This is a genomic window from Kineobactrum salinum (assembly GCF_010669285.1).
GTDB classification, from domain to species: Bacteria; Pseudomonadota; Gammaproteobacteria; order Pseudomonadales; family Halieaceae; genus Kineobactrum; species Kineobactrum salinum.
Genome location: NZ_CP048711.1, coordinates 1,223,897 through 1,242,469, shown reverse-complemented (window position 1 = coordinate 1,242,469; position 18,573 = coordinate 1,223,897). Strand labels below are relative to the sequence as shown.

General features: G+C 61.5%; 14 protein-coding genes, 1 tRNA gene and 1 pseudogene. 13 read left to right on the top strand and 3 right to left on the bottom strand.

Annotation, left to right across the window (positions count from 1 at the left end; all coding sequences use genetic code 11):
- Positions 1-30 precede the first annotated feature (30 nt).
- Together G3T16_RS22400 and G3T16_RS23000 are read left to right on the top strand one after the other, a co-directional pair.
- On the top strand, positions 31-984 hold the full coding sequence (locus G3T16_RS22400; RefSeq protein ID WP_269473285.1) for an efflux RND transporter permease subunit: 954 nt from the start codon (positions 31-33) through the stop codon (positions 982-984).
- Positions 981-3,172: pseudogene (locus G3T16_RS23000) on the top strand (efflux RND transporter permease subunit). The gene G3T16_RS22400 and the pseudogene G3T16_RS23000 overlap by 4 nt, the downstream one beginning before the upstream one ends.
- Before the next feature lies 1 nt (position 3,173).
- Here G3T16_RS23000 and G3T16_RS05260 read toward each other — a convergent pair.
- The 3 genes from G3T16_RS05260 to G3T16_RS05250 all read right to left on the bottom strand — a co-directional run bounded on the left by G3T16_RS05260 (position 3,174) and on the right by G3T16_RS05250 (position 5,414).
- A complete protein-coding gene (locus tag G3T16_RS05260; protein ID WP_163494136.1) occupies positions 3,174-3,509 on the bottom strand; it encodes a hypothetical protein in 336 nt (111 codons plus the stop codon).
- 28 nt (positions 3,510-3,537) lie between these two features.
- Positions 3,538-4,329 (bottom strand): hydroxyacylglutathione hydrolase, encoded by a 792-nt coding sequence (locus G3T16_RS05255; protein WP_163494135.1) that lies wholly within the window; start codon positions 4,327-4,329, stop codon positions 3,538-3,540.
- Positions 4,330-4,415: 86 nt separating this feature from the next.
- Positions 4,416-5,414, bottom strand: coding sequence for a zinc-dependent alcohol dehydrogenase family protein (locus G3T16_RS05250; protein WP_197911912.1), 999 nt, complete (start codon positions 5,412-5,414; stop codon positions 4,416-4,418).
- Between the two features lie 210 nt (positions 5,415-5,624).
- Here G3T16_RS05250 and G3T16_RS05245 point away from each other — a divergent pair, with 210 nt between their 5' ends.
- The 11 genes from G3T16_RS05245 (at position 5,625) to pnp (ending at position 18,480) form a co-directional block, all read left to right on the top strand.
- Positions 5,625-7,079, top strand: a complete 1,455-nt coding sequence (locus G3T16_RS05245; RefSeq protein WP_163494134.1) for a catalase — start codon at positions 5,625-5,627, stop codon at positions 7,077-7,079.
- A 120-nt stretch (positions 7,080-7,199) separates the two neighbouring features.
- A complete protein-coding gene (gene hppD / locus G3T16_RS05240; protein WP_163494133.1) occupies positions 7,200-8,300 on the top strand; it encodes a 4-hydroxyphenylpyruvate dioxygenase in 1,101 nt (366 codons plus the stop codon).
- The gene (locus G3T16_RS05235; protein ID WP_163494132.1) at positions 8,297-9,292 is read left to right on the top strand and encodes a fumarylacetoacetate hydrolase family protein; all 996 of its coding nucleotides are present in this window, start codon (positions 8,297-8,299) and stop codon (positions 9,290-9,292) included. Before hppD ends, G3T16_RS05235 begins: the two co-directional genes overlap by 4 nt.
- 161 nt (positions 9,293-9,453) lie before the next feature.
- Positions 9,454-9,530 (top strand) — tRNA-Met (locus G3T16_RS05230).
- A gap of 221 nt (positions 9,531-9,751) precedes the next feature.
- Positions 9,752-10,237, top strand: a complete 486-nt coding sequence (gene rimP, locus G3T16_RS05225; protein ID WP_163494131.1) for a ribosome maturation factor RimP — start codon at positions 9,752-9,754, stop codon at positions 10,235-10,237.
- Positions 10,238-11,731 (top strand): transcription termination factor NusA, encoded by a 1,494-nt coding sequence (gene nusA, locus G3T16_RS05220; RefSeq protein ID WP_163494130.1) that lies wholly within the window; start codon positions 10,238-10,240, stop codon positions 11,729-11,731.
- Positions 11,732-11,918: 187 nt separating this feature from the next.
- Positions 11,919-14,591 carry a translation initiation factor IF-2 gene (gene infB / locus G3T16_RS05215; RefSeq protein WP_163494129.1) on the top strand — a complete coding sequence of 891 codons (2,673 nt, stop codon included), beginning with the start codon at positions 11,919-11,921 and terminating at the stop codon, positions 14,589-14,591.
- 10 nt (positions 14,592-14,601) lie between these two features.
- Positions 14,602-15,003: a 30S ribosome-binding factor RbfA gene (gene rbfA, locus G3T16_RS05210; protein ID WP_163494128.1), complete on the top strand. Its 402-nt coding sequence runs from the start codon at positions 14,602-14,604 to the stop codon at positions 15,001-15,003.
- On the top strand, positions 15,003-15,932 hold the full coding sequence (gene truB, locus G3T16_RS05205) for a tRNA pseudouridine(55) synthase TruB (protein WP_163494127.1): 930 nt from the start codon (positions 15,003-15,005) through the stop codon (positions 15,930-15,932). Before rbfA ends, truB begins: the two co-directional genes overlap by 1 nt.
- Before the next feature lie 103 nt (positions 15,933-16,035).
- The gene (rpsO, locus tag G3T16_RS05200; RefSeq protein WP_163496974.1) at positions 16,036-16,305 is read left to right on the top strand and encodes a 30S ribosomal protein S15; all 270 of its coding nucleotides are present in this window, start codon (positions 16,036-16,038) and stop codon (positions 16,303-16,305) included.
- A gap of 60 nt (positions 16,306-16,365) precedes the next feature.
- A complete protein-coding gene (gene pnp, locus G3T16_RS05195) occupies positions 16,366-18,480 on the top strand; it encodes a polyribonucleotide nucleotidyltransferase (RefSeq protein WP_163494126.1) in 2,115 nt (704 codons plus the stop codon).
- Positions 18,481-18,573: the final 93 nt, after the last annotated feature.

The following is an 18,573-nucleotide window of genomic DNA, read 5'->3' as shown; positions in this document are numbered from 1 at the left end:
CGAGGCCAACCCGAACGCAGGGGGGCAGTGATGTTTGCCCTTATCGTCCGCCACGGTATTCTGGTTGCCGTTGCTGTCCTGATTGTCTGTCTTCTTGGCATCGTTGCCGCAATCCGGATTCCGGTGCAAATGATACCGGATCTGGAGGTGCGCACCATCTCCATTCGTACCAGTTGGCCCGGCGCCACGCCCCAGGATGTGGAAAAGGAAATCATTGTCGAACAAGAGGAATATCTGCGCAATATTCCCTACCTGCAGAGAATGCAGAGCACCGCCAACTTTGCCACCGCCGAGATTGAGCTCGAATTTCCCTTTGGCGTGGATCTCAATGAGACGCTGATTCGCGTCAATAACGCTCTCACCCAGGTGCCCAGTTATCCGGAGAATGTGGACGAACCCGGCGTCTATGCCACATCGTTCTCTGACAGTGCCTTCATGTATTTCCGTGTCGCGCCGATGCAAGGCAATCCGCAGGGCCTGGATATGGACATGATGCGGGATTACATCGAAGACAATGTCCGGCCACGCATGTCCGGCGTTGCCGGGGTTTCCGAAGTCAGCGTGGGAGGCGGGGCCGAGCGGCAAATACAGATCCATCTGCACCCGGAACGTCTGGCAGAGCGGGAGCTGACACCGCTCCAGGTTCGCGATGCGATACGAAACAGAAACCGGGACATATCCGGGGGAGAAGTGGAGAGCGGAAAACGCCGGTATCTGCTGCGCACGGTGGGCCGGTTCGAGGAGCTGGACGATCTTCGGAACCTGATCCTGGACCGCCACGGCGATGGCATTACCTACCTGTCTGACGTGGCCGACGTTGGCCTGGGTCATTTCAGTATCCGTGACATGAATTACGTCAACGGCAGCCCGGTTATCAGTCTGGCTATACGCCGGGAGAGCGGCTCCAATGTCATCGCCATTAAACAGGCGATGATGCAGGAGGTGGAACTGATAAACCAGGAGTTGCTCAACCCTCAGGGATGACTTTGCAACTGACCGCTGACGACGTGGGTTACGTCGAGGACTCGGTTTTCAATGTCTGGAAAAACCTGGGTCTGGGTGCCCTGCTCGCAATGGCCATCATGTTCGTATTCCTGCGCTCCATCCGCACCACGGCGCTGGGCGTAGTGGGGATTCCCATCTGTACCATTGCTGCCTTCCTCGGCCTGTTGCTGGCGGGACGAACCATCAATGTCATTTCTCTGGCCGGTGTCGCCTTTGCTATCGGCATGACGCTGGACAACAGCATTGTGGTATTGGAAAGCATCGTGCTGGAACGGCGCAGGGGGCTCAAACCGCTGCCGGCGGCGGTCGCCGGTGTGCAAAAGGTCTGGCCTGCCGTGCTCGCCTCCACGCTGACCACGGTGATGGTCTTTCTGCCGGTGATCTTTATCGTCGAAGAGGCAGGGCAGCTCTACTCTGATGTTGCGGTGGCCATATCGGCGTCTATCCTGGCATCCATGCTGGTAGCCGTTACCGTGATCCCCGCAGCCAGCGTGCGGCTGTTGGGCACGGATACCCGAAGTGATGCCAGGCACAACAGTGACCAGTCCCCTCCCTGGCAGACATGGGTGACGGATCGTATCGGCTGGCTCATGGCGACGACCCGGCGGCGATGTATCACCATCGTCACCGCGTTTGCGATCAGCATTGCAATCGTGGTGCTGTTGACACCAGAGGCGGAATATCTCCCTGAGGGAGAGGAAGCGAGGGCCTTCGCGTTCATGACCCCGCCACCAGGCTACAATATGGCGACGATGGAAGACATCGGGCTCGAGTTGCAACAGTACTTCACGCCTCACCTCGGCGCGGACCCTGACGATTTTGCCGGTGGCCAGTCAGACGTACCTGCGCTCAAGTTCTTCAATCTTTTTATCGCAGCCCAGGAGTTGATGATCATCACCGAATCGACGAATCCCGGCCATATCGACGCGTTGACGGGCATTCTGGCCGAACGCTATGAGTCCTATCCGGGAATGCGGGCCTTCGTCACAAGGGGTTCCATCATCAGCAGCAATGATGGCGGCACCCGCAGTGTCAACCTTGACATCTCCGGCGCCGAGCTGGCGGATTTGTTCGCTGTAGCCCGGGCAGCATACGCCAGGGCCGAAGTCGTTTTCGATAACCCGAGTATCCAGACCCGGCCCGGCAGCCTCTCGCTGGGGCAGCCACTACTCGAAATCAGGCCGGACTGGAAACGCGCCTCAGAGCTGGGCCTGTCCACTGAAGGCATTGGCTTTAGCGTGGCTGCTCTGACGGATGGGGCCTTCACCAGTGAATTCTTCATGGCGGACGATAAAGTTGACATCTATCTCTACAGTCAGCAGGGACCCGACGCCGATGTCGCTGCATTGGGGGAATCGCTATCCACGTGCCAGAGTATGGCACGCTGCCCCTGTCCGATTTTGCCCGAACGGTCGAAACTGTGGATACCAGCAGTATCCGCAGGCTTGATGGCCGGCGCACGGTGACGCTCAATATTATTCCGCCCCGCTCAGTGGCGCTGGAAACGGGGGTTGGCGTGGTGCGTGATGAGATAGTCCAGTACCTGCGCGATAGCGGCCAGGTTCCTGCCGGAGTGACACTGAATATATCTGGAGCGGCCGATCAATTGGACGCCACCAGGGACTCCCTGAGTCGCAATTATGGTGTCGCGTTGGTTATCGTTTACCTGTTGATGGTCGCCATTTTCAGCCATTGGGGCTACCCGTTACTCATCCTGGCGACAATCCCGCTCGGAGTGGCTGGTGGCATTGCCGGGCTGGCAGTACTCAACCTGGTTGGCAGCATCAGCGCTGCTCTTGGCCTGGGCGTCATCAGGCAGCCCTTCGACATGATTTCCATGCTGGGCTTTTTGATTCTGATGGGCACCGTGGTAAACAACCCGATTCTGATTGTGCATCGGGCGCTGAGCAACCTGAAAGAGGAAGCCATGAAACCGGTAGAAGCCGTGCGCGAAGCGGTGAGTTCGCGTTTGCGGCCCATCGCGATTTCAACCATGACAACCATCGCCGGGCTGGCACCGCTGGTATTTTTGCCGGGCGCCGGCAGCGAATTGTACCGGGGGGTCGGCGTCATCGTCATGGCCGGGATTATTGGCTCCACTTTGGTGACCCTGACCATGCTGCCGGCTCTGACTGTTGTGGTGTTGAATAGGTCTGAGCGAAGCTGATCTATTCTTCCATGTCGCCTTGCAGCCGGCGCCTGTGCTGCTGGGCGAGCCGGAGATAGGCCGGAGTCAGTCCGACATCCTCGTAGATCGGGTCCCCCATCTCGTCCCTGGAAATAATTCGCTCGCCCTGGACGTAGGGCAGGCAGGAAACCAGGTCATCCATCGCCGCTGACAGCAATTCGGAGATCAGTTGCTGGCGGTTGCGGCGCGGAAACAGCTCCGTCAGCGCTTCCAGTTTGGCGGCATCGTCCAGCGGCAACTGCACCGCGTATTCAAACAGGGCCACTTCACCGGTTGCCTCGGCTTCCCAGTTGCTGGCCAATTCCTCGATTCTCATTGTGCTCCTCCGGACAAGCTGCCCTTCGCTACCAACTGTTGCGCAATTCCCTGAGCTTCAGAAATACCGTGCGCGGACCGGGGTCCGGCGGCAGTTCCGGGAACGCTTCCCGCAGCCCGGCAATCACGCTGGGACTGTACAACCGGAAGAAAGTGTTGATCTCCTTCTCCATGGCGATAGTGGTGACCAGGGCGGCGGCCGGATCCTGCTCCCCGACGTCCTGCAACAGCTGCTGCGCCTGCTGATTGTCTTTTTCCCGGTCCAGCGTGAACTTGAGGTTGTTGGCGATGTAGTCGTGGCCGGGGTAGATCAGGGTAGTGTCGGGCAGACGCGCCAGTTGTCCAGCGAACGTTTCATACAGTTCTTCCGGGTGACCGCCATTGTGGCAGTTGCCTGCGCCCGCATTGAACAGTGTGTCTCCGCAGAACAGCGCCGGCGTGTCGGTATGTGAGAGCAGGCATACATGGCTCATGGTGTGGCCGGGCGTATCCAGCGCCTCCAGCTCGACGGTGCGGCCAATCTTGACGGTATCGCCTGCCTGCAGGCCGCGGTCCACCCCTGCAATACTGCTGCCGGCGTTGGCGTGGGCCAGCAGTCTCGCGCCGGTGGCGGCGATCACTTCGCTGTTGCCGCCGGTGTGGTCCAAGTGTTCATGGGTATTGAGAACCTGGGTGATCTGCCAGCCCAGGTCGCGGGCCCGCGCCAGGCATTTTTCATGGTCCAGCGGATCCACCGCCATCGCCTCGCCGGTTTCCGGGCAGGCGATCAGGTAATTGAAATTGCGGTAGGCGTTGCCAGTCCAGATCTGTTCGACGATCATCTATGTGTTCCTCGCTGCTTTACAAGGATAGTAACAGGCCGATCCCGGATCCGGTCAACCCGGTTCACATTGTGCTGGCGTTGCGGTCAGGGCAGCAGTACTGCCGCGCCACTCAGGCGGCCGTTGCGCAGGTCATCCAGGGCTTCATTGGCCTGCTCCAGGGAGTAGGCCACGGTTTCGGTGCGCACCGGTACGGTGGGGGCCAGTGCCAGAAAGTCTATGCCGTCCCGGCGCGTCAGGTTGGCTACCGAGTGCAGGCTGCGCTCCTGCCATAATAACCGGTAGGGGAAGGACGGGATATCGGACATGTGAATGCCGCCGCTCACCACCCGCCCGCCCGGACGTACCTGGGCCAGCGCGAGGGGGACCAGCTCGCCCACCGGGGCAAACAGGATTGCGGCGTCCAGAACAGCGGGTGGCGGCTGGTCGGCATCACCGGCCCACACCGCACCCAGCCGGCGCGCGAACGCTTGCGCGGTGTGGTCTCCGGGACGGGTGAAGGCGTACACCCGCTGGCCTTGGGCAACCGCGACCTGGGCCAGAATATGGGCGGCGGCGCCAAAGCCATAGATGCCCAGGTGGCGCAGCTCAGCACCACCGGCGATGCGCCAGGCACGGTAGCCGATCAGGCCGGCACACAGCAGCGGGGAGGCCTCCTGGGCAGTGAGTCCCGGCACCGGAAAGCAGTAGCGGGCATCGGCGACGGTAAATTCCGCATAGCCTCCCGCGCGCGTGTAGCCGGTAAATCGTGCCTCCGGACACAGGTTCTCGCGTCCGCTCAGACAGTAGTCGCAGTGGCCGCAGGTCCACCCCAGCCAGGGAACGCCGACCTGTTCGCCCTCGACGAAGCCCTCGACATCGGCCCCGGTGGCTACGACCCGGCCGACGATTTCATGGCCTGGAATCAGCGGCAGTACCGGTTCACCGAGTTCGCCGTCGACGATGTGCAGGTCCGTGCGGCACACCCCGCAGGCGAGTACCTGCAACAGCAATTCCCCGGGACCGGGCACGGGCAGCGGCAGCACTGCCGGTTCCAGTGCCTGCCCTGGCGCAAGCAAGCGCATCGCGCGCATCTGTGTTGTCATGATGGCCTCTCTTCGATTGGGCCGGTACTGCCGGCTGGACGGAAATTCAGACAGGGTGCTGGCGCCGATGTACTACACTGTAAACGGGAGTCAACATCCCTGTCCTCGTAAACTAGCAGTGTAGACCGGTGCGGGGGAATGATCTGGGAGGAAATCCGGCGCCTGTGAGCAGCATGCAACGCCGACTCACAACCACCATGGAGTTATTTAATGACCGATCAAAACCACAAGCCCACCACCAACGACGCCGGCATACCGGTCTCGAGCGACGAACACTCCCTGACCATTGGCCCCGATGGTCCTATTCTGCTGCACGATCACTACCTGATCGAGCAGATGGCCAACTTCAACCGCGAAAGAATTCCGGAGCGCCAGCCCCACGCCAAGGGTAGCGGTGCCTTCGGCCGGTTCGAAGTCACCGGCGATGTCAGCGCCTACACCAAAGCGGCGGTCTTCCAGCCCGGCACCTGTACAGACGTGCTGCAGCGCTTTTCCACCGTAGCGGGCGAGCGCGGCAGCCCGGATACCTGGCGCGACCCGCGCGGCTTCTCGCTCAAGTTCTACACCACCGAGGGCAACTACGACATGGTGGGAAACAACACTCCGGTGTTTTTCATTCGCGACCCGATGAAGTTCCAGCACTTTATCCGCTCCCAGAAGCGGCGTGCGGATACCAACCTGCGGGACCACGACATGCAGTGGGATTTCTGGACCCTGTCGCCAGAGTCGGCCCACCAGGTCACCTGGCTGATGGGTGACCGCGGTATTCCCCGCAGCTGGCGCCACATGAACGGCTACAGCAGCCACACCTACCTTTGGGTCAATGCCGCGGGTGAAAAATTCTGGGTCAAATACCATTTCAAAACTGACCAGGGCATTGATTTTTTGACCCAGGAGGAGGCCGACCGCCTGGCCGGCACCGACGGCGACTACCACACCCGTGACCTGCATGAGGCCATCGCGCGAGGCGAGTATCCGAGCTGGACCCTGAAGGTGCAGATCATGCCGTTCAAAGAGGCAGAGACCTACCGCTTCAACCCCTTTGACCTGACCAAGGTATGGCCCCACGGTGATTACCCGCTGATGGAGGTGGGCAAGCTCACACTGAACAGGAACCCGACCGACCACCACACGGAAATCGAGCAGGCTGCCTTCGAGCCCAACAACCTGGTGCCCGGCATTGGCGTGAGTCCCGACAAGATGCTGTTGGGACGCATCTTCGCCTATGCCGATGCCCACCGCGCCCGGCTGGGGGTCAACTACAAGCAGATCCCGGTGAACAGGCCGCAGGCGCCGGTGCACAGCTACAGCAAGGACGGTGCGATGCGGGTCCAGAATGTGTCGGACCCGGTCTACGCCCCCAACTCCAAGGGTGGACCGAAGGCCGACGGCGACCGCTATCCTCCCACCGAAACCTGGCCTGCCAGCGGCGACATGGTGCGCGCGGCCTATATGCTGCGTGAAGACGATGACGACTTCGGCCAGCCGCGCACCCTGGTGCGGGAGGTCATGGATGATGCCGCCCGCGCCCGCCTGGTTGCCAATGTCGTCGGTCATCTCAGGAACGGTGTGACGGCGCCGGTGCTGGAGCGGGCCTTTGAGTACTGGCGCAATATCGACAGGGAGATCGGTGATCGCATTGCCGCGGGCGTGAACGAAGGCTGAAGGGCGGCGGCACCCGCAATTTAGTTTCACTTGTAACTAAATTGCGGGTGCCGGTATACTGCGGCTGAGTATCGCCCCGGCATCGCCGGGCGGTTGATCAATGACATATGGAGGTGCCGGATGGCAGACCTGTTTGAAAACCCCATGGGCCTGGATGGCTTCGAGTTCGTGGAATTCACCGCGCCGGACAAGGGTGTGCTGGAGCCAGTGTTCGAAACGATGGGATTTACCCAGGTGGCGGTGCACCGCACCAAGGATGTCGCACTCTGGCGCCAGGGCGACATCAATTTCGTGACCAACTACGAGCCCGGCAGCCCCGCCTGGTATTACGGCCGGGAACACGGTCCCTCGGCCTGCGGCATGGCATTCCGGGTCAAGGACGCCACTCTGGCCTACAACTGGGCGCTGGAGAAAGGTGCCCAGCCGGTACAGGTGGAGACCGGGCCGATGGAGCTGCGCCTGCCGGCGATCAAGGGTATCGGCGGGGCCACGTTGTACCTGATCGACCGCTATGCCGAAGGGCAGAGCATCTACGACATCGACTTTCACTGGCTCGAGGGAGTGGAGCGCAAGCCGGCGGGGCTGGGCTTTCATACCCTGGATCACCTGACCCACAACGTTTATCGGGGGCGCATGGGCTATTGGGCCCGCTATTACGAGGAGCTGTTCAACTTCCGCGAGATCCGCTATTTCGACATCAAGGGCGAGTATACCGGGCTGCTGTCCAAGGCGATGACTGCGCCCGACGGCAAGATCCGTATCCCGCTGAACGAAGAGGCCAAGGGTGGCGGCCAGATCGAGGAATTCCTGATGGCCTACAACGGCGAGGGCATCCAGCACATTGCCTTTGCCTGCGACGATCTTCTGGCCTGCTACGACCGCCTCAAGGCGGCGGGCACGAAGTTCATGCCGGCGCCCCCGGAAACCTATTACCAGATGCTGGAAGAGCGGCTTCCCGGCCACGGTGAACCGGTGGCGGAACTGCAGAGCCGGGGCATCCTGCTGGACGGCTCTACCGACGGCGAGAAACCGCGTCTGCTGTTGCAGATATTTTCTGCCAATGTGCTGGGGCCGGTCTTCTTCGAATTCATTCAGCGCAAGGACGACGATGGCTTTGGCGAGGGCAATTTCAAGGCCCTGTTCGAATCCATTGAGCGGGAGCAGGTTGCGCGCGGTGTCGTGGGTGGCAAGCAGCCAGAAAAGGAGGGCGCAAAACAATGAAGCTGGCATCCTTGAAGCAGGGCCGTGACGGCACTCTGGTGGTGGTCTCCACCGATTTGCAGCGTTGTTTGCGGGCCGGCATGACCCTGCAGGCTGCACTGGACGACTGGGAACAACAGCGGCCGCTACTGGAATCCTTGAGCGAGCAGGTCAACGGTGGCGCCGGTGAAGCCTTCGACGAAAGCCTCTGCGCCTCGCCGCTGCCCCGTGCCTACCAGTGGGCAGATGGTTCGGCCTACGTCAATCACGTGGAACTGGTGCGGAAGGCGCGCGGCGCGGAAATGCCGGACAGTTTCTGGACTGATCCACTGATGTATCAGGGTGGCTCGGACAGTTTCCTCGGTCCCCGCGATCCGATCGTGATGGCGGATACCGACTGGGGGATCGATTTTGAGGGCGAGGTCGCGGTGATTACCGGGGATGTGCCGATGGGCGCCAGCCGCGAACAGGCCGCTGCCGCGATCCAGCTGGTGATGCTGGTGAACGATGTCTCCCTGCGCAACCTGATTCCGGCCGAGCTGGGCAAGGGCTTCGGTTTCTTCCAGTCCAAGCCATCCAGTGCCTTCAGTCCGGTCTGTGTCACCCCGGACGAACTGGGCGATGCCTGGGACGGCGGCCGGCTGCACCTGCCGCTGCTGGTGTCCTACAACGGCAGTCCGTTTGGCAGGGCCGATGCCGGTGTGGACATGACCTTTGATTTTCCGACGCTGGTGGCCCATGCGGCGAAGACCCGGCCGCTGGGGGCGGGCACTGTTATCGGCTCGGGTACGGTATCGAACAAGGATGCGGACGGTTCGCCGGGACGTCCTGTCGCCGACGGTGGCGCCGGCTACAGCTGTATCGCCGAGATCCGCATGATAGAGACCATTCGCGATGGCAAGCCCAGTACCCGCTTCATGCAGTTCGGTGATCAGGTACGGTTGGAAATGCTGGATGCGGCCGGGGCCAGCATCTTTGGCGCGATCGACCAGGCGGTGGTTGAACAGGGTTGAAGGCGCAGCGGCCGGCCATGAAATATTAGTGCTTTTCGGGCCCTCGGCGGTTGACCGCACCGGTGCCGCTACCTATAATGCACAGCCTCGAATTTGGGTAGGGGTAACATTCACTACCCACAGTGAAGTGCCAAGGGGCCTTCATTTCGAGGACGTTTTGATGCGGGGTGGAGCAGCCTGGTAGCTCGTCGGGCTCATAACCCGAAGGTCGTCGGTTCAAATCCGGCCCCCGCTACCAAATTGATTAGCGGTGCTTCGCAGAAGCCACAGGCATTATGGGCCCTGGTTTCTGCCGGGGTCTGGCAAGGCCAGGTGAAGCGCGTCGGTTGCAGTCCGGCCTCCGTTACCAATTGCGTGTCGTCCGCTCCGAATCATGGCGGCACGCTTCGTAAAAGCCCCTTCATGGGGCTTTTTCGTTTCTGCGGAAAAAGCCCGGACACGGGTTGTACGGGAGTAGGTGTGGCGACCAAACAACAGGAACTGTTCCAGCTGCTGGAGCCTTCAGTAGTCGCGCTCGGCTATGAGCTGTGGGGCGTGGAATACCTGTCCCAGGGCAAGCACAGTGTGCTGCGCGTCTATATTGATGGTGAAGACGGCATCTCGGTGGACGACTGTGCCGCGGTGAGCGGCCAGCTCAGCGGGGTTCTGGACGTGGAAGATCCCATCGCCGGCGAGTACACCCTGGAGGTGTCTTCACCGGGCATGGACCGTCTGTTGTTCCGCCTGGAGCAGTATCCGGCCTTTGCAGGCGAGACCGTGGAGTTGCGTCTGCGCAGACCGTTTGAAGGGCGGCGCAATTTCAAGGGCATATTACGAGGTATCGAGGGTGAGGATGTGGTGGTGCAGGTAGACGACCACGAGTATTTGTTACCCTACAGCGCGATTGAGAAAGCGCGTATTCATCCCCGCATCCCCGGTGCGGTCAGTGAACTGGCGAGGCAATAAATGACAAAGGAAATTCTGTTGGTGGCGGAAGCCGTTTCGAACGAAAAAGGGGTGTCGGAAGACATCATCTTTGACGCGATCGAACTGGCGTTGGCAACGGCTACCAAGAAGCGCTATGACGAAGATGCCGACATCGAAGTCATGATCGATCGCAAGACCGGCGACTACGTGACCGTGCGCCGCTGGCTGGTGGTGCCGGACGACGAGATGGCGCTGCTGGGTACCCAGTTTACTACCGAGGAAGCGGTGGAGAAGGACCCCAACCTCAAGCCGGGCGACATCTACGAAGAGACAATAGACAACGTGGGTTTCGGCCGCATTGCCGCCCAGACCGCCAAGCAGGTCATCGTGCAGCGGGTGCGCGACGCCGAGCGGGCCCAGGTGGTCGATCAGTACCGCGATCGGGTGGGCGAGCTGGTCGCGGGTACGGTCAAGAAGGTAACCCGGGACAATGTCATCGTCGACCTGGGCAACAATGCCGAGGGCCTGCTGCCGCGGGACCAGCTGGTGGGGCGTGAAACCTTCCGGGTCAGCGACCGTGTGCGGGCCATCCTGCAGGAGATCAGCGCCGAGACCCGCGGCCCACAGCTGATGCTGAGCCGTTCCTGTCCGGAAATGCTGATCGAACTGTTCAAGATCGAGGTACCCGAGATCGCCGAGGAAGTGATCCAGATCCGTGCCGCGGCGCGGGATCCGGGTTCCCGGGCCAAGATCGCGGTCAAGACCAATGACCAGCGCATCGATCCTGTGGGTGCCTGCGTCGGCATGCGCGGCTCCCGGGTGCAGGCGGTCTCCAATGAACTGGACAACGAGCGGGTGGATATCGTGCTGTGGGACGACAATCCGGCCCAGCTGGTGATCAACGCGATGTCGCCCGCCGAGGTTGAGTCCATCGTGGTGGACGAAGACAGCGGCACCATGGATGTGGCGGTGGCCGAGGACAACCTCGCCCAGGCCATTGGCCGCTCCGGCCAGAATGTGCGCCTGGCCAGTGAGCTGACCGGTTGGACCATCAATGTGATGAGTATCGAGGAAGCCGCCGAGAAGCACGATTCGGAATCAGGAGAAGTGATCCAGATGTTCGTGGAACAGCTGGATATCGACGACGAAGTCGCCGAGATCCTGGTGGAAGAGGGCTTTACCACGCTCGAGGAGGTGGCCTACGTGCCGCTGGAAGAGATGACTGCAGTCGAAGGCTTCGATGAAGACATCGCCGAAGAGCTGCGCGCCCGCGCCAAGGACGCCCTGCTGACCCAGGCCATTGCCTCGGAGGAGCAGCTCGGTGCCAATGAGCCGGCGGCCGACCTGCTGGAGATGGAGGGCATGGACCGCCATCTCGCCTATGTGCTGGCAAGCCGCGCGGTGGTCACCATGGAGGATCTGGCAGAGCTGGGCGTGGAAGATTTGATGGATATCCCGGAAATGACGGAAGAGCGCGCGGGCGAGTTGATCATGACGGCGCGCGCACCCTGGTTTGCCGAGGAAAGTGAATAGGCCCGAATGGGGCTGAATCACTAGTACTGCAACCCGGAAATAGTGGAACAAGATGAAAGTGATGGATTCGCATTCATGGCAAGGCTTGCAACGCCGCCATGGGTGCGAAGACGCGCTTTCATGTTTCAGTATTTCCGGGTTGCAGTACTAGGGCATCCGGGCTTCAAGGGATTAAGGAGATTATTGCATGGCGCAGGTGACAGTACAGCAACTCGCAGAAACCGTGGGGGCATCCGTTGAACGTCTGCTGACGCAGATGAAGGAATCGGGCCTGCCCCACGCGTCTGCCGAGGAAGCCGTGTCGGAAGAGGACAAGCAGACACTGCTGGCGTATCTGAAGCGCAGCCACGGTGAATCCACCGCTGCGCCGAAACGCATCACGCTCAAGCGCAAGACCTTGAGCACTCTGCGGACCTCCAGTTCCCAGGGCAAGAAAACAGTCAACGTCGAGGTGCGCAAAAAACGTACCTACGTCAAACGCGATGCCTCGGATGCGCAATCCGAGTTGCAGGACGTGGCGGCGGCGGAGGCTGCGGCCCGGCGTGAGGCGGAAGAACAGGAGGCTGCCGACGCCGCCGCGGCGGCGGCTGAAGCGTCCCGGGTGGAGGCAGAGCGCGAGGCTGCCGCGGCAGTGGCCGAAGCCGTGCCGGAACCCGAACCTGAGCCCGAGTTGGAGCCTGAGGACGAAAAAGACCTGGACCCCGAGGTGTTGCGGCAACGTGCGGCTGCGCGCCGGATGGCCCGCGAGGCCGAGGAAGCGGCAGCCCGCAAGGCGGCCGTCGAAGCCCGCAAGGCCGAAGAGGAACGCGTCAAGGAGGAAACCGCCGCCAAGGCAGAGCGCGAGAAAGAGGTCGCCAAGCGTCCCAAGCGCCTGCATGAAGCGCCCACCCAGACTGATGAGCAGCGCCGCAAGGCCGTCAAGGGCCGGTTGGATCGCGGCGGACCCGGTGCCGGCCGTGGCAAGCAGCGCGGTCACAACCTGTCCCTGTCGGATCTGGAAGCAGCCGAGTCCGGCATGATGCGCCGTCGCGGCGGGCGCAAGAAGATGAAGAGTGCTCACGCTGAACACTCCAAACATGGATTTGAAATGCCCACTGAGCGCAAGGTGTACGAAGTAGAGCTGGCCGACATGACCTCGGTCGGTGGCCTGGCCCAACAGATGTCCGTCAAGGCCGGTGAAGTGATCAAGGAGCTGATGAAGCTCGGCGTGATGGCGACCATCAACCAGATGATCGACCAGGACACGGCGATCCTGGTGGTTGAGGAAATGGGTCACAAGCCCAAGCTGATCAGTGCCGACGCGCTGGAAGAAAAACTGGAGGAGACGCTGTCCCTGCACGAGGGAAGCCCCGAACCGCGGGCCCCGGTAGTGACGGTGATGGGCCACGTCGACCACGGCAAGACCTCACTGCTGGATTACATCCGCAAGGCCAAGGTGGCTTCGGGCGAGGCGGGCGGTATTACCCAGCACATCGGCGCGTACCATGTGGAGACCGGCCACGGCATGATCTCGTTTCTGGACACCCCCGGCCACGCGGCGTTTACCGCGATGCGGGCCCGCGGTGCCAAGAGCACCGACATCGTGATTCTGGTGGTGGCCGCCGACGACGGCGTGATGCCGCAGACCGAAGAGGCGGTGGTGCATGCCCGCGCCGCCAAGGTGCCGCTGATTGTGGCAATCAACAAGATGGACAAGGAGGGCGCCGATCCCGACCGGGTCAAGAGCGAACTGGCTGCGAAGGACGTGATTCCGGAAGACTGGGGCGGCGATACCCAGTTCATTCCGGTTTCCGCCCACACTGGCGACGGTATCGACGAGTTGCTGGACGCAATCCTGCTGCAGGCCGAAGTGCTGGAACTGCAGGCGCCGCGCGATGTGCCGGCCCAGGGCATCGTGCTGGAGTCGCGGCTGGACAAGGGCCGCGGTTCAGTGGCCTCGCTGCTGGTCCAGAACGGCACCCTGCGCCAGGGCGACGTGGTCCTGGCCGGCCTGCAGTACGGCCGCGTGCGGGCCATGCTGGATGAAAACGGCCAGCCGGTAACGGAAGCCGGCCCCAGTATTCCGGTGGAAATCCTGGGGCTGGACGGTACTCCCGATGCCGGCGATCTGTTCGCCGTGGTCGAGAACGAGAAGCGGGCCCGGGAAGTGGCTGTGTACCGCCAGGAAAAGACCCGCGACTCCAAGCTGCAGCGGCAGCAGGCAGCGAAACTGGACAACATGTTCGAAAGCATGACGGCGGGCGAGAAGAAAACACTCAATGTCGTCGTCAAGGCCGATGTGCGCGGTTCGCTGGAGGCCATCCAGAGCTCCCTGCTGGAACTGGGCAACGAGGAAGTGCAGGTCAACATCGTTGCAGGCGGGGTCGGTGGCATTACCGAAACCGACGTGAGTCTGGCGATAACCTCCGGCGCGGTGGTCTTTGGTTTCAATGTGCGGGCCGACAACTCTGCCCGGCGCCTGGTCGAGAACGAGGGTGTGGACCTGCGTTACTACAACGTGATCTACGACGTGATCGATGATGTGAAGCAGGCCCTGACCGGGATGCTGGCACCGGAGATGCGCGAAGAGATCCTCGGTATCGCGGAAGTGCGCGACGTGTTCCGTTCGCCCAAGTTCGGTCTGATCGCCGGTTGCATGGTGATTGAAGGAACGGTCTACCGTTCGCGCCCGATCCGGGTGTTGCGCGACAACGTGGTGATCTACCAGGGTGAACTGGAATCCCTGCGCCGCTTCAAGGATGAAGCCAGTGAAGTGCGCAATGGCATGGAGTGCGGTATCGGCGTCAAGAACTACAATGATGTGAAGGTGGGTGACCTGATCGAAGTTTACGAAGTCAAGGAGTTCGCCCGCTCCCTGTAGGCGGTTCATCATGGCGAAGGAATACAGTCGTACCCAGCGCGTTGCCGACTATCTGCAGCGCGAACTCGCAGCCCTGATCCAGCACGAGGTTCGCGACCCGCGAGTGGGCATGGTGAGTATCACCAGTGTCGATGTGAGTCGCGACCTCGGTTATGCCAGGGTCTACTTTACCCGCCTGGGCAGTGACTCGGCAGAGGAGGCCAAAGAGGCCAGTGAGGCGCTGAACAAGGCGGCGGGTTTTCTGCGCAGCCAGCTGTCCCGGGACAGCAATATGCGCAGTGTGCCCCAATTGCGATTTTATTTTGACAGCAGCGTGGGCCGCGGCCGGGAACTGGAGGATCTGATCCGGCGCGCCGCTGCCGCGGACCGGGAACTGGGCTTGCGTGATGACGAGTCCGGAGAGGAAAATTAGTGGCCAGAAATCGCCGCGGGCGGCCGCTGGACGGTATCCTGGTCTTGGACAAGCCGGTCGGAATGAGCTCCAACCAGGCCCTGCAACGCGCCAAGTGGCTGTATATGGCGGCCAAGGCAGGTCACACCGGCAGTCTGGATCCGCTGGCCACCGGGGTGTTGCCGCTATGCTTTGGCGAGGCCACCAAGTTCTCCCAGTACTTGCTGGACGCGGACAAGGCCTACAGCAGCACCTTTGTGCTGGGAGAGACCCGCAGTACCGGTGATGCCGAGGGCGAAGTGCTGGCCAGCTGCGATGCCTCTGCCATCAGCGAGGCGGATGTCGCGACGGCGCTGGCGGCCTTCCGCGGCGAGATAGAACAGCTGCCGTCCATGTACTCGGCCATCAAGCATGAAGGCCAGCCGCTGTACAAGCTGGCGCGCAAGGGCCTGGAGGTGGATCGCAAGCGCCGCCGGGTCACGATCCACCGGCTGGAGCTGCGCGCTTTTCGGCCCGGCGCCCGGGCCGAGGTGGATATCTGCATGGAGTGCAGCAAGGGCACCTACGTGCGCTCGGTGGCGGAAGACCTGGGCGAGGCGCTGGCTTGCGGCGCCCATGTGAGTGCGCTGCGGCGCACCCGCGCCGGCCCGTTCACACTGGCCGACAGCGTCAGTATGGGTACGCTGGAGGCGCTGAAGAACAACGAACAGCTCGCCCAGATGGACAGCCTGCTGTTGGCCGCGGACGCGGCGCTGGGCGGTTTGCCGCTGGTGCGCCTGAGCGAATCCGGCGGTTTCTACATACGCCAGGGCCAGCCGGTACTGGTGCCAAATGCGCCCCATAGTGGTATGGTGCGCGTCGCACTGGAAACCGGCGAGTTTCTGGGCGTTGGCGAGATATTGGACGATGGGCGGATTGCGCCGCGTCGCCTGATAGTCACCGGGAGGTGACGTGAACCTGTCTGTAAATCTGCGCGGACAGGCTCTTTCATGAATGACCATCGGGCTGGCAGACAGCGGGTGGTACTGGCAGATTCACTACGAGGAAATCGACATGGCTTTACTAGCTGAAAAGAAAGCAGAGATCGTCAAAGAGTACCAGACGAGCGAAGGTGACACCGGCTCTCCGGAAGTACAGGTTGCGTTGCTGACAGCGAATATCATCCAACTGCAGGACCACTTCCAGGCCCACAAGCATGATCACCACTCCCGTCGCGGCCTGATCCGCATGGTTAACCAGCGCCGCAAGCTGCTGGACTACCTCAAGCGCAAGAATATGGCGCGCTATGCTGATCTGATCAAGCGGCTGGGTCTGCGTCGATAAGCGGTACTACTCACCGGGGCCAATGGCCCCGGTAGTCATATATAGCATTGGAGAAAGATTGTGAATCCAGTAACAAAAACATTTCAGTACGGTGGCCACACAGTCACGCTGGAAACGGGACGCATTGCCAGGCAGGCAACGGGCGCGGTTCTGGTAACCGTTGAAAATACCGCGGTCCTGGTGACAGTAGTGGCCGAGAAAACTGCCAAGGAGGGAATGCCTTTTTTCCCGCTGGGCGTACATTACCAGGAAAAGACCTACTCCGTGGGCAAGATCCCCGGCGGCTTCTTCAAGCGCGAGGGCCGGCCCAGTGAAAAGGAAACCCTGACCTCGCGCCTGATCGACCGTCCCATCCGGCCTCTGTTTCCGAACGGTTTCATGAACGAAGTACAGGTGATCTGTACGGTCATGTCGGCCGACAAGCATATCGATCCGGACATTCCGGCGATGATCGGCACCTCGGCGGCGCTGGCCATTTCCGGTTGCCCCTTCAACGGGCCTATCGGTGGTGCGCGGGTCGGCTTTGACGAGCACAATGGTTATATCCTCAACCCGACCTACGAGCAGCTTGCCGGCAGCAAACTGAACATGGTGGTTGCAGGCACTGCCGATGCCGTGCTGATGGTGGAGTCCGAGGCACAGGAGCTGTCGGAAGACCAGATGCTGGGCGCCGTTCTGTACGGTCACCAGGAAATGCAGGTCGTCATCCAGGCCATCAATGAACTGGTCGCCGAGGCAGGCAAGCCGCGTTGGGATTGGGAGCCGGCCGCCGTTAACCAGGAATTGACCGCCGCGGTGGAAAGCCAGGTCAAGAGCGAGCTGGGCGAAGCCTACCGGATCACTGACAAAGCCGAGCGTTACGGGCGTGTCAGCGAAATCCGCAAGGCCTGTGTCGAGGCCCTCGCGGTCGAGGGCGGACCGTCCGCCGATGAGGTCAAGGACGTGTTCAAGGCGGTCGAGAAGAACATGGTGCGCAAGCGCATCCTGGCCGGCGAGCCGCGCATCGATGGCCGCGATACCCGTACCGTGCGGGCCATCGCCTGCGAGGTGGACGTGCTGCCGAAGGTACACGGTTCGGCGCTGTTTACCCGCGGCGAAACCCAGGCCATCGGCGCGGTGACCTTGGGCTCCACCCGCGACGCGCAGATCATCGACGCGCTGGAAGGCGAGCGCCGCGACCCATTCATGCTGCACTACAACTTCCCGCCCTATTCCGTGGGTGAGGCGGGACGTGTCGGTTTCACCAATCGCCGTGAAGTCGGCCATGGCCGGTTGGCGCGGCGCGGTCTGGCGGCGGTACTGCCCGATGAAGAATCGTTCCCCTACACCATACGCCTGGTCTCGGAGATCACTGAATCCAACGGTTCCAGCTCCATGGCTTCGGTCTGCGTTGGCTCGCTGGCCATGATGGCCGCGGGTGTGCCGTTGAAGGCGCCGGTGGCCGGTATTGCGATGGGCCTGGTCAAGGACGGCAACCAGTTTGCCGTGCTGACCGACATTCTGGGTGACGAGGATCACCTCGGTGACATGGACTTCAAGGTGGCCGGCACTGCCGCCGGTGTCACCGCGCTGCAAATGGATATCAAGATCGAAGGTATCACCGAGCAGATCATGGACATCGCCCTGCAACAGGCACAGCAGGCCCGCCTGCATATCCTGGGGCAGATGAACGTGGTTCTCGCGGCGCCTCGCGAAGTGACGTCCGAAAATGCGCCCAGCATGGTGACGCTGAAGGTGGATGCGGACAAGATCCGTGACATCATCGGCAAGGGTGGCGCCACCATCCGCGCCATTACCGAGGCCTCTGGCGCGACTGTCGACATTGACGACAGCGGTGCGGTGCGGGTCTTTGGCCAGGACCAGAGTGCCCGTGACAAGGCCGTGGCGATGATCGAAGAGATCACCGCAGAGGCAGAGGTCGGTGCAACTTACAAAGGTACCGTCGCCCGCATCGTTGACTTCGGCGCCTTCGTCAATATCCTGCCCGGCAAGGATGGCCTGGTGCACATTTCCCAGATCGCCCACGAGCGGGTGGAGAATGTGACCGACTATCTGAAAGAAGGCCAGGAAGTGGAAGTCAAGGTCCTGGATGTCGATCAACGCGGCCGCATCAAGCTTTCCATCAAGGAATTGTTGGAAGACGAGATCATCGCCGAGCCGGTAACCGACGAGTAGCACCGCGCGGCGATAGCCATAGCTGAACAAAGGGATGCCGGCGACGGTGTCCCTTTTTTATTCTATTATCCGCCCTCGCGGTTGAATGTTTCC

Excerpts from the sequence above, each read along its gene's own strand:
- G3T16_RS22400 (WP_269473285.1), top strand. The coding sequence starts at position 31 with ATGTTTGCCCTTATCGTCCGCCACGGTATTCTGGTTGCCGTTGCTGTC.
- G3T16_RS05260 (WP_163494136.1), bottom strand. The coding sequence starts at position 3,509 with ATGAGAATCGAGGAATTGGCCAGCAACTGGGAAGCCGAGGCAACCGGT.
- G3T16_RS05255 (WP_163494135.1), bottom strand. The coding sequence starts at position 4,329 with ATGATCGTCGAACAGATCTGGACTGGCAACGCCTACCGCAATTTCAAT.
- G3T16_RS05250 (WP_197911912.1), bottom strand. The coding sequence starts at position 5,414 with ATGACAACACAGATGCGCGCGATGCGCTTGCTTGCGCCAGGGCAGGCA.
- G3T16_RS05245 (WP_163494134.1), top strand. The coding sequence starts at position 5,625 with ATGACCGATCAAAACCACAAGCCCACCACCAACGACGCCGGCATACCG.
- hppD (WP_163494133.1), top strand. The coding sequence starts at position 7,200 with ATGGCAGACCTGTTTGAAAACCCCATGGGCCTGGATGGCTTCGAGTTC.
- G3T16_RS05235 (WP_163494132.1), top strand. The coding sequence starts at position 8,297 with ATGAAGCTGGCATCCTTGAAGCAGGGCCGTGACGGCACTCTGGTGGTG.
- nusA (WP_163494130.1), top strand. The coding sequence starts at position 10,238 with ATGACAAAGGAAATTCTGTTGGTGGCGGAAGCCGTTTCGAACGAAAAA.
- infB (WP_163494129.1), top strand. The coding sequence starts at position 11,919 with ATGGCGCAGGTGACAGTACAGCAACTCGCAGAAACCGTGGGGGCATCC.
- rbfA (WP_163494128.1), top strand. The coding sequence starts at position 14,602 with ATGGCGAAGGAATACAGTCGTACCCAGCGCGTTGCCGACTATCTGCAG.
- rpsO (WP_163496974.1), top strand. The coding sequence starts at position 16,036 with ATGGCTTTACTAGCTGAAAAGAAAGCAGAGATCGTCAAAGAGTACCAG.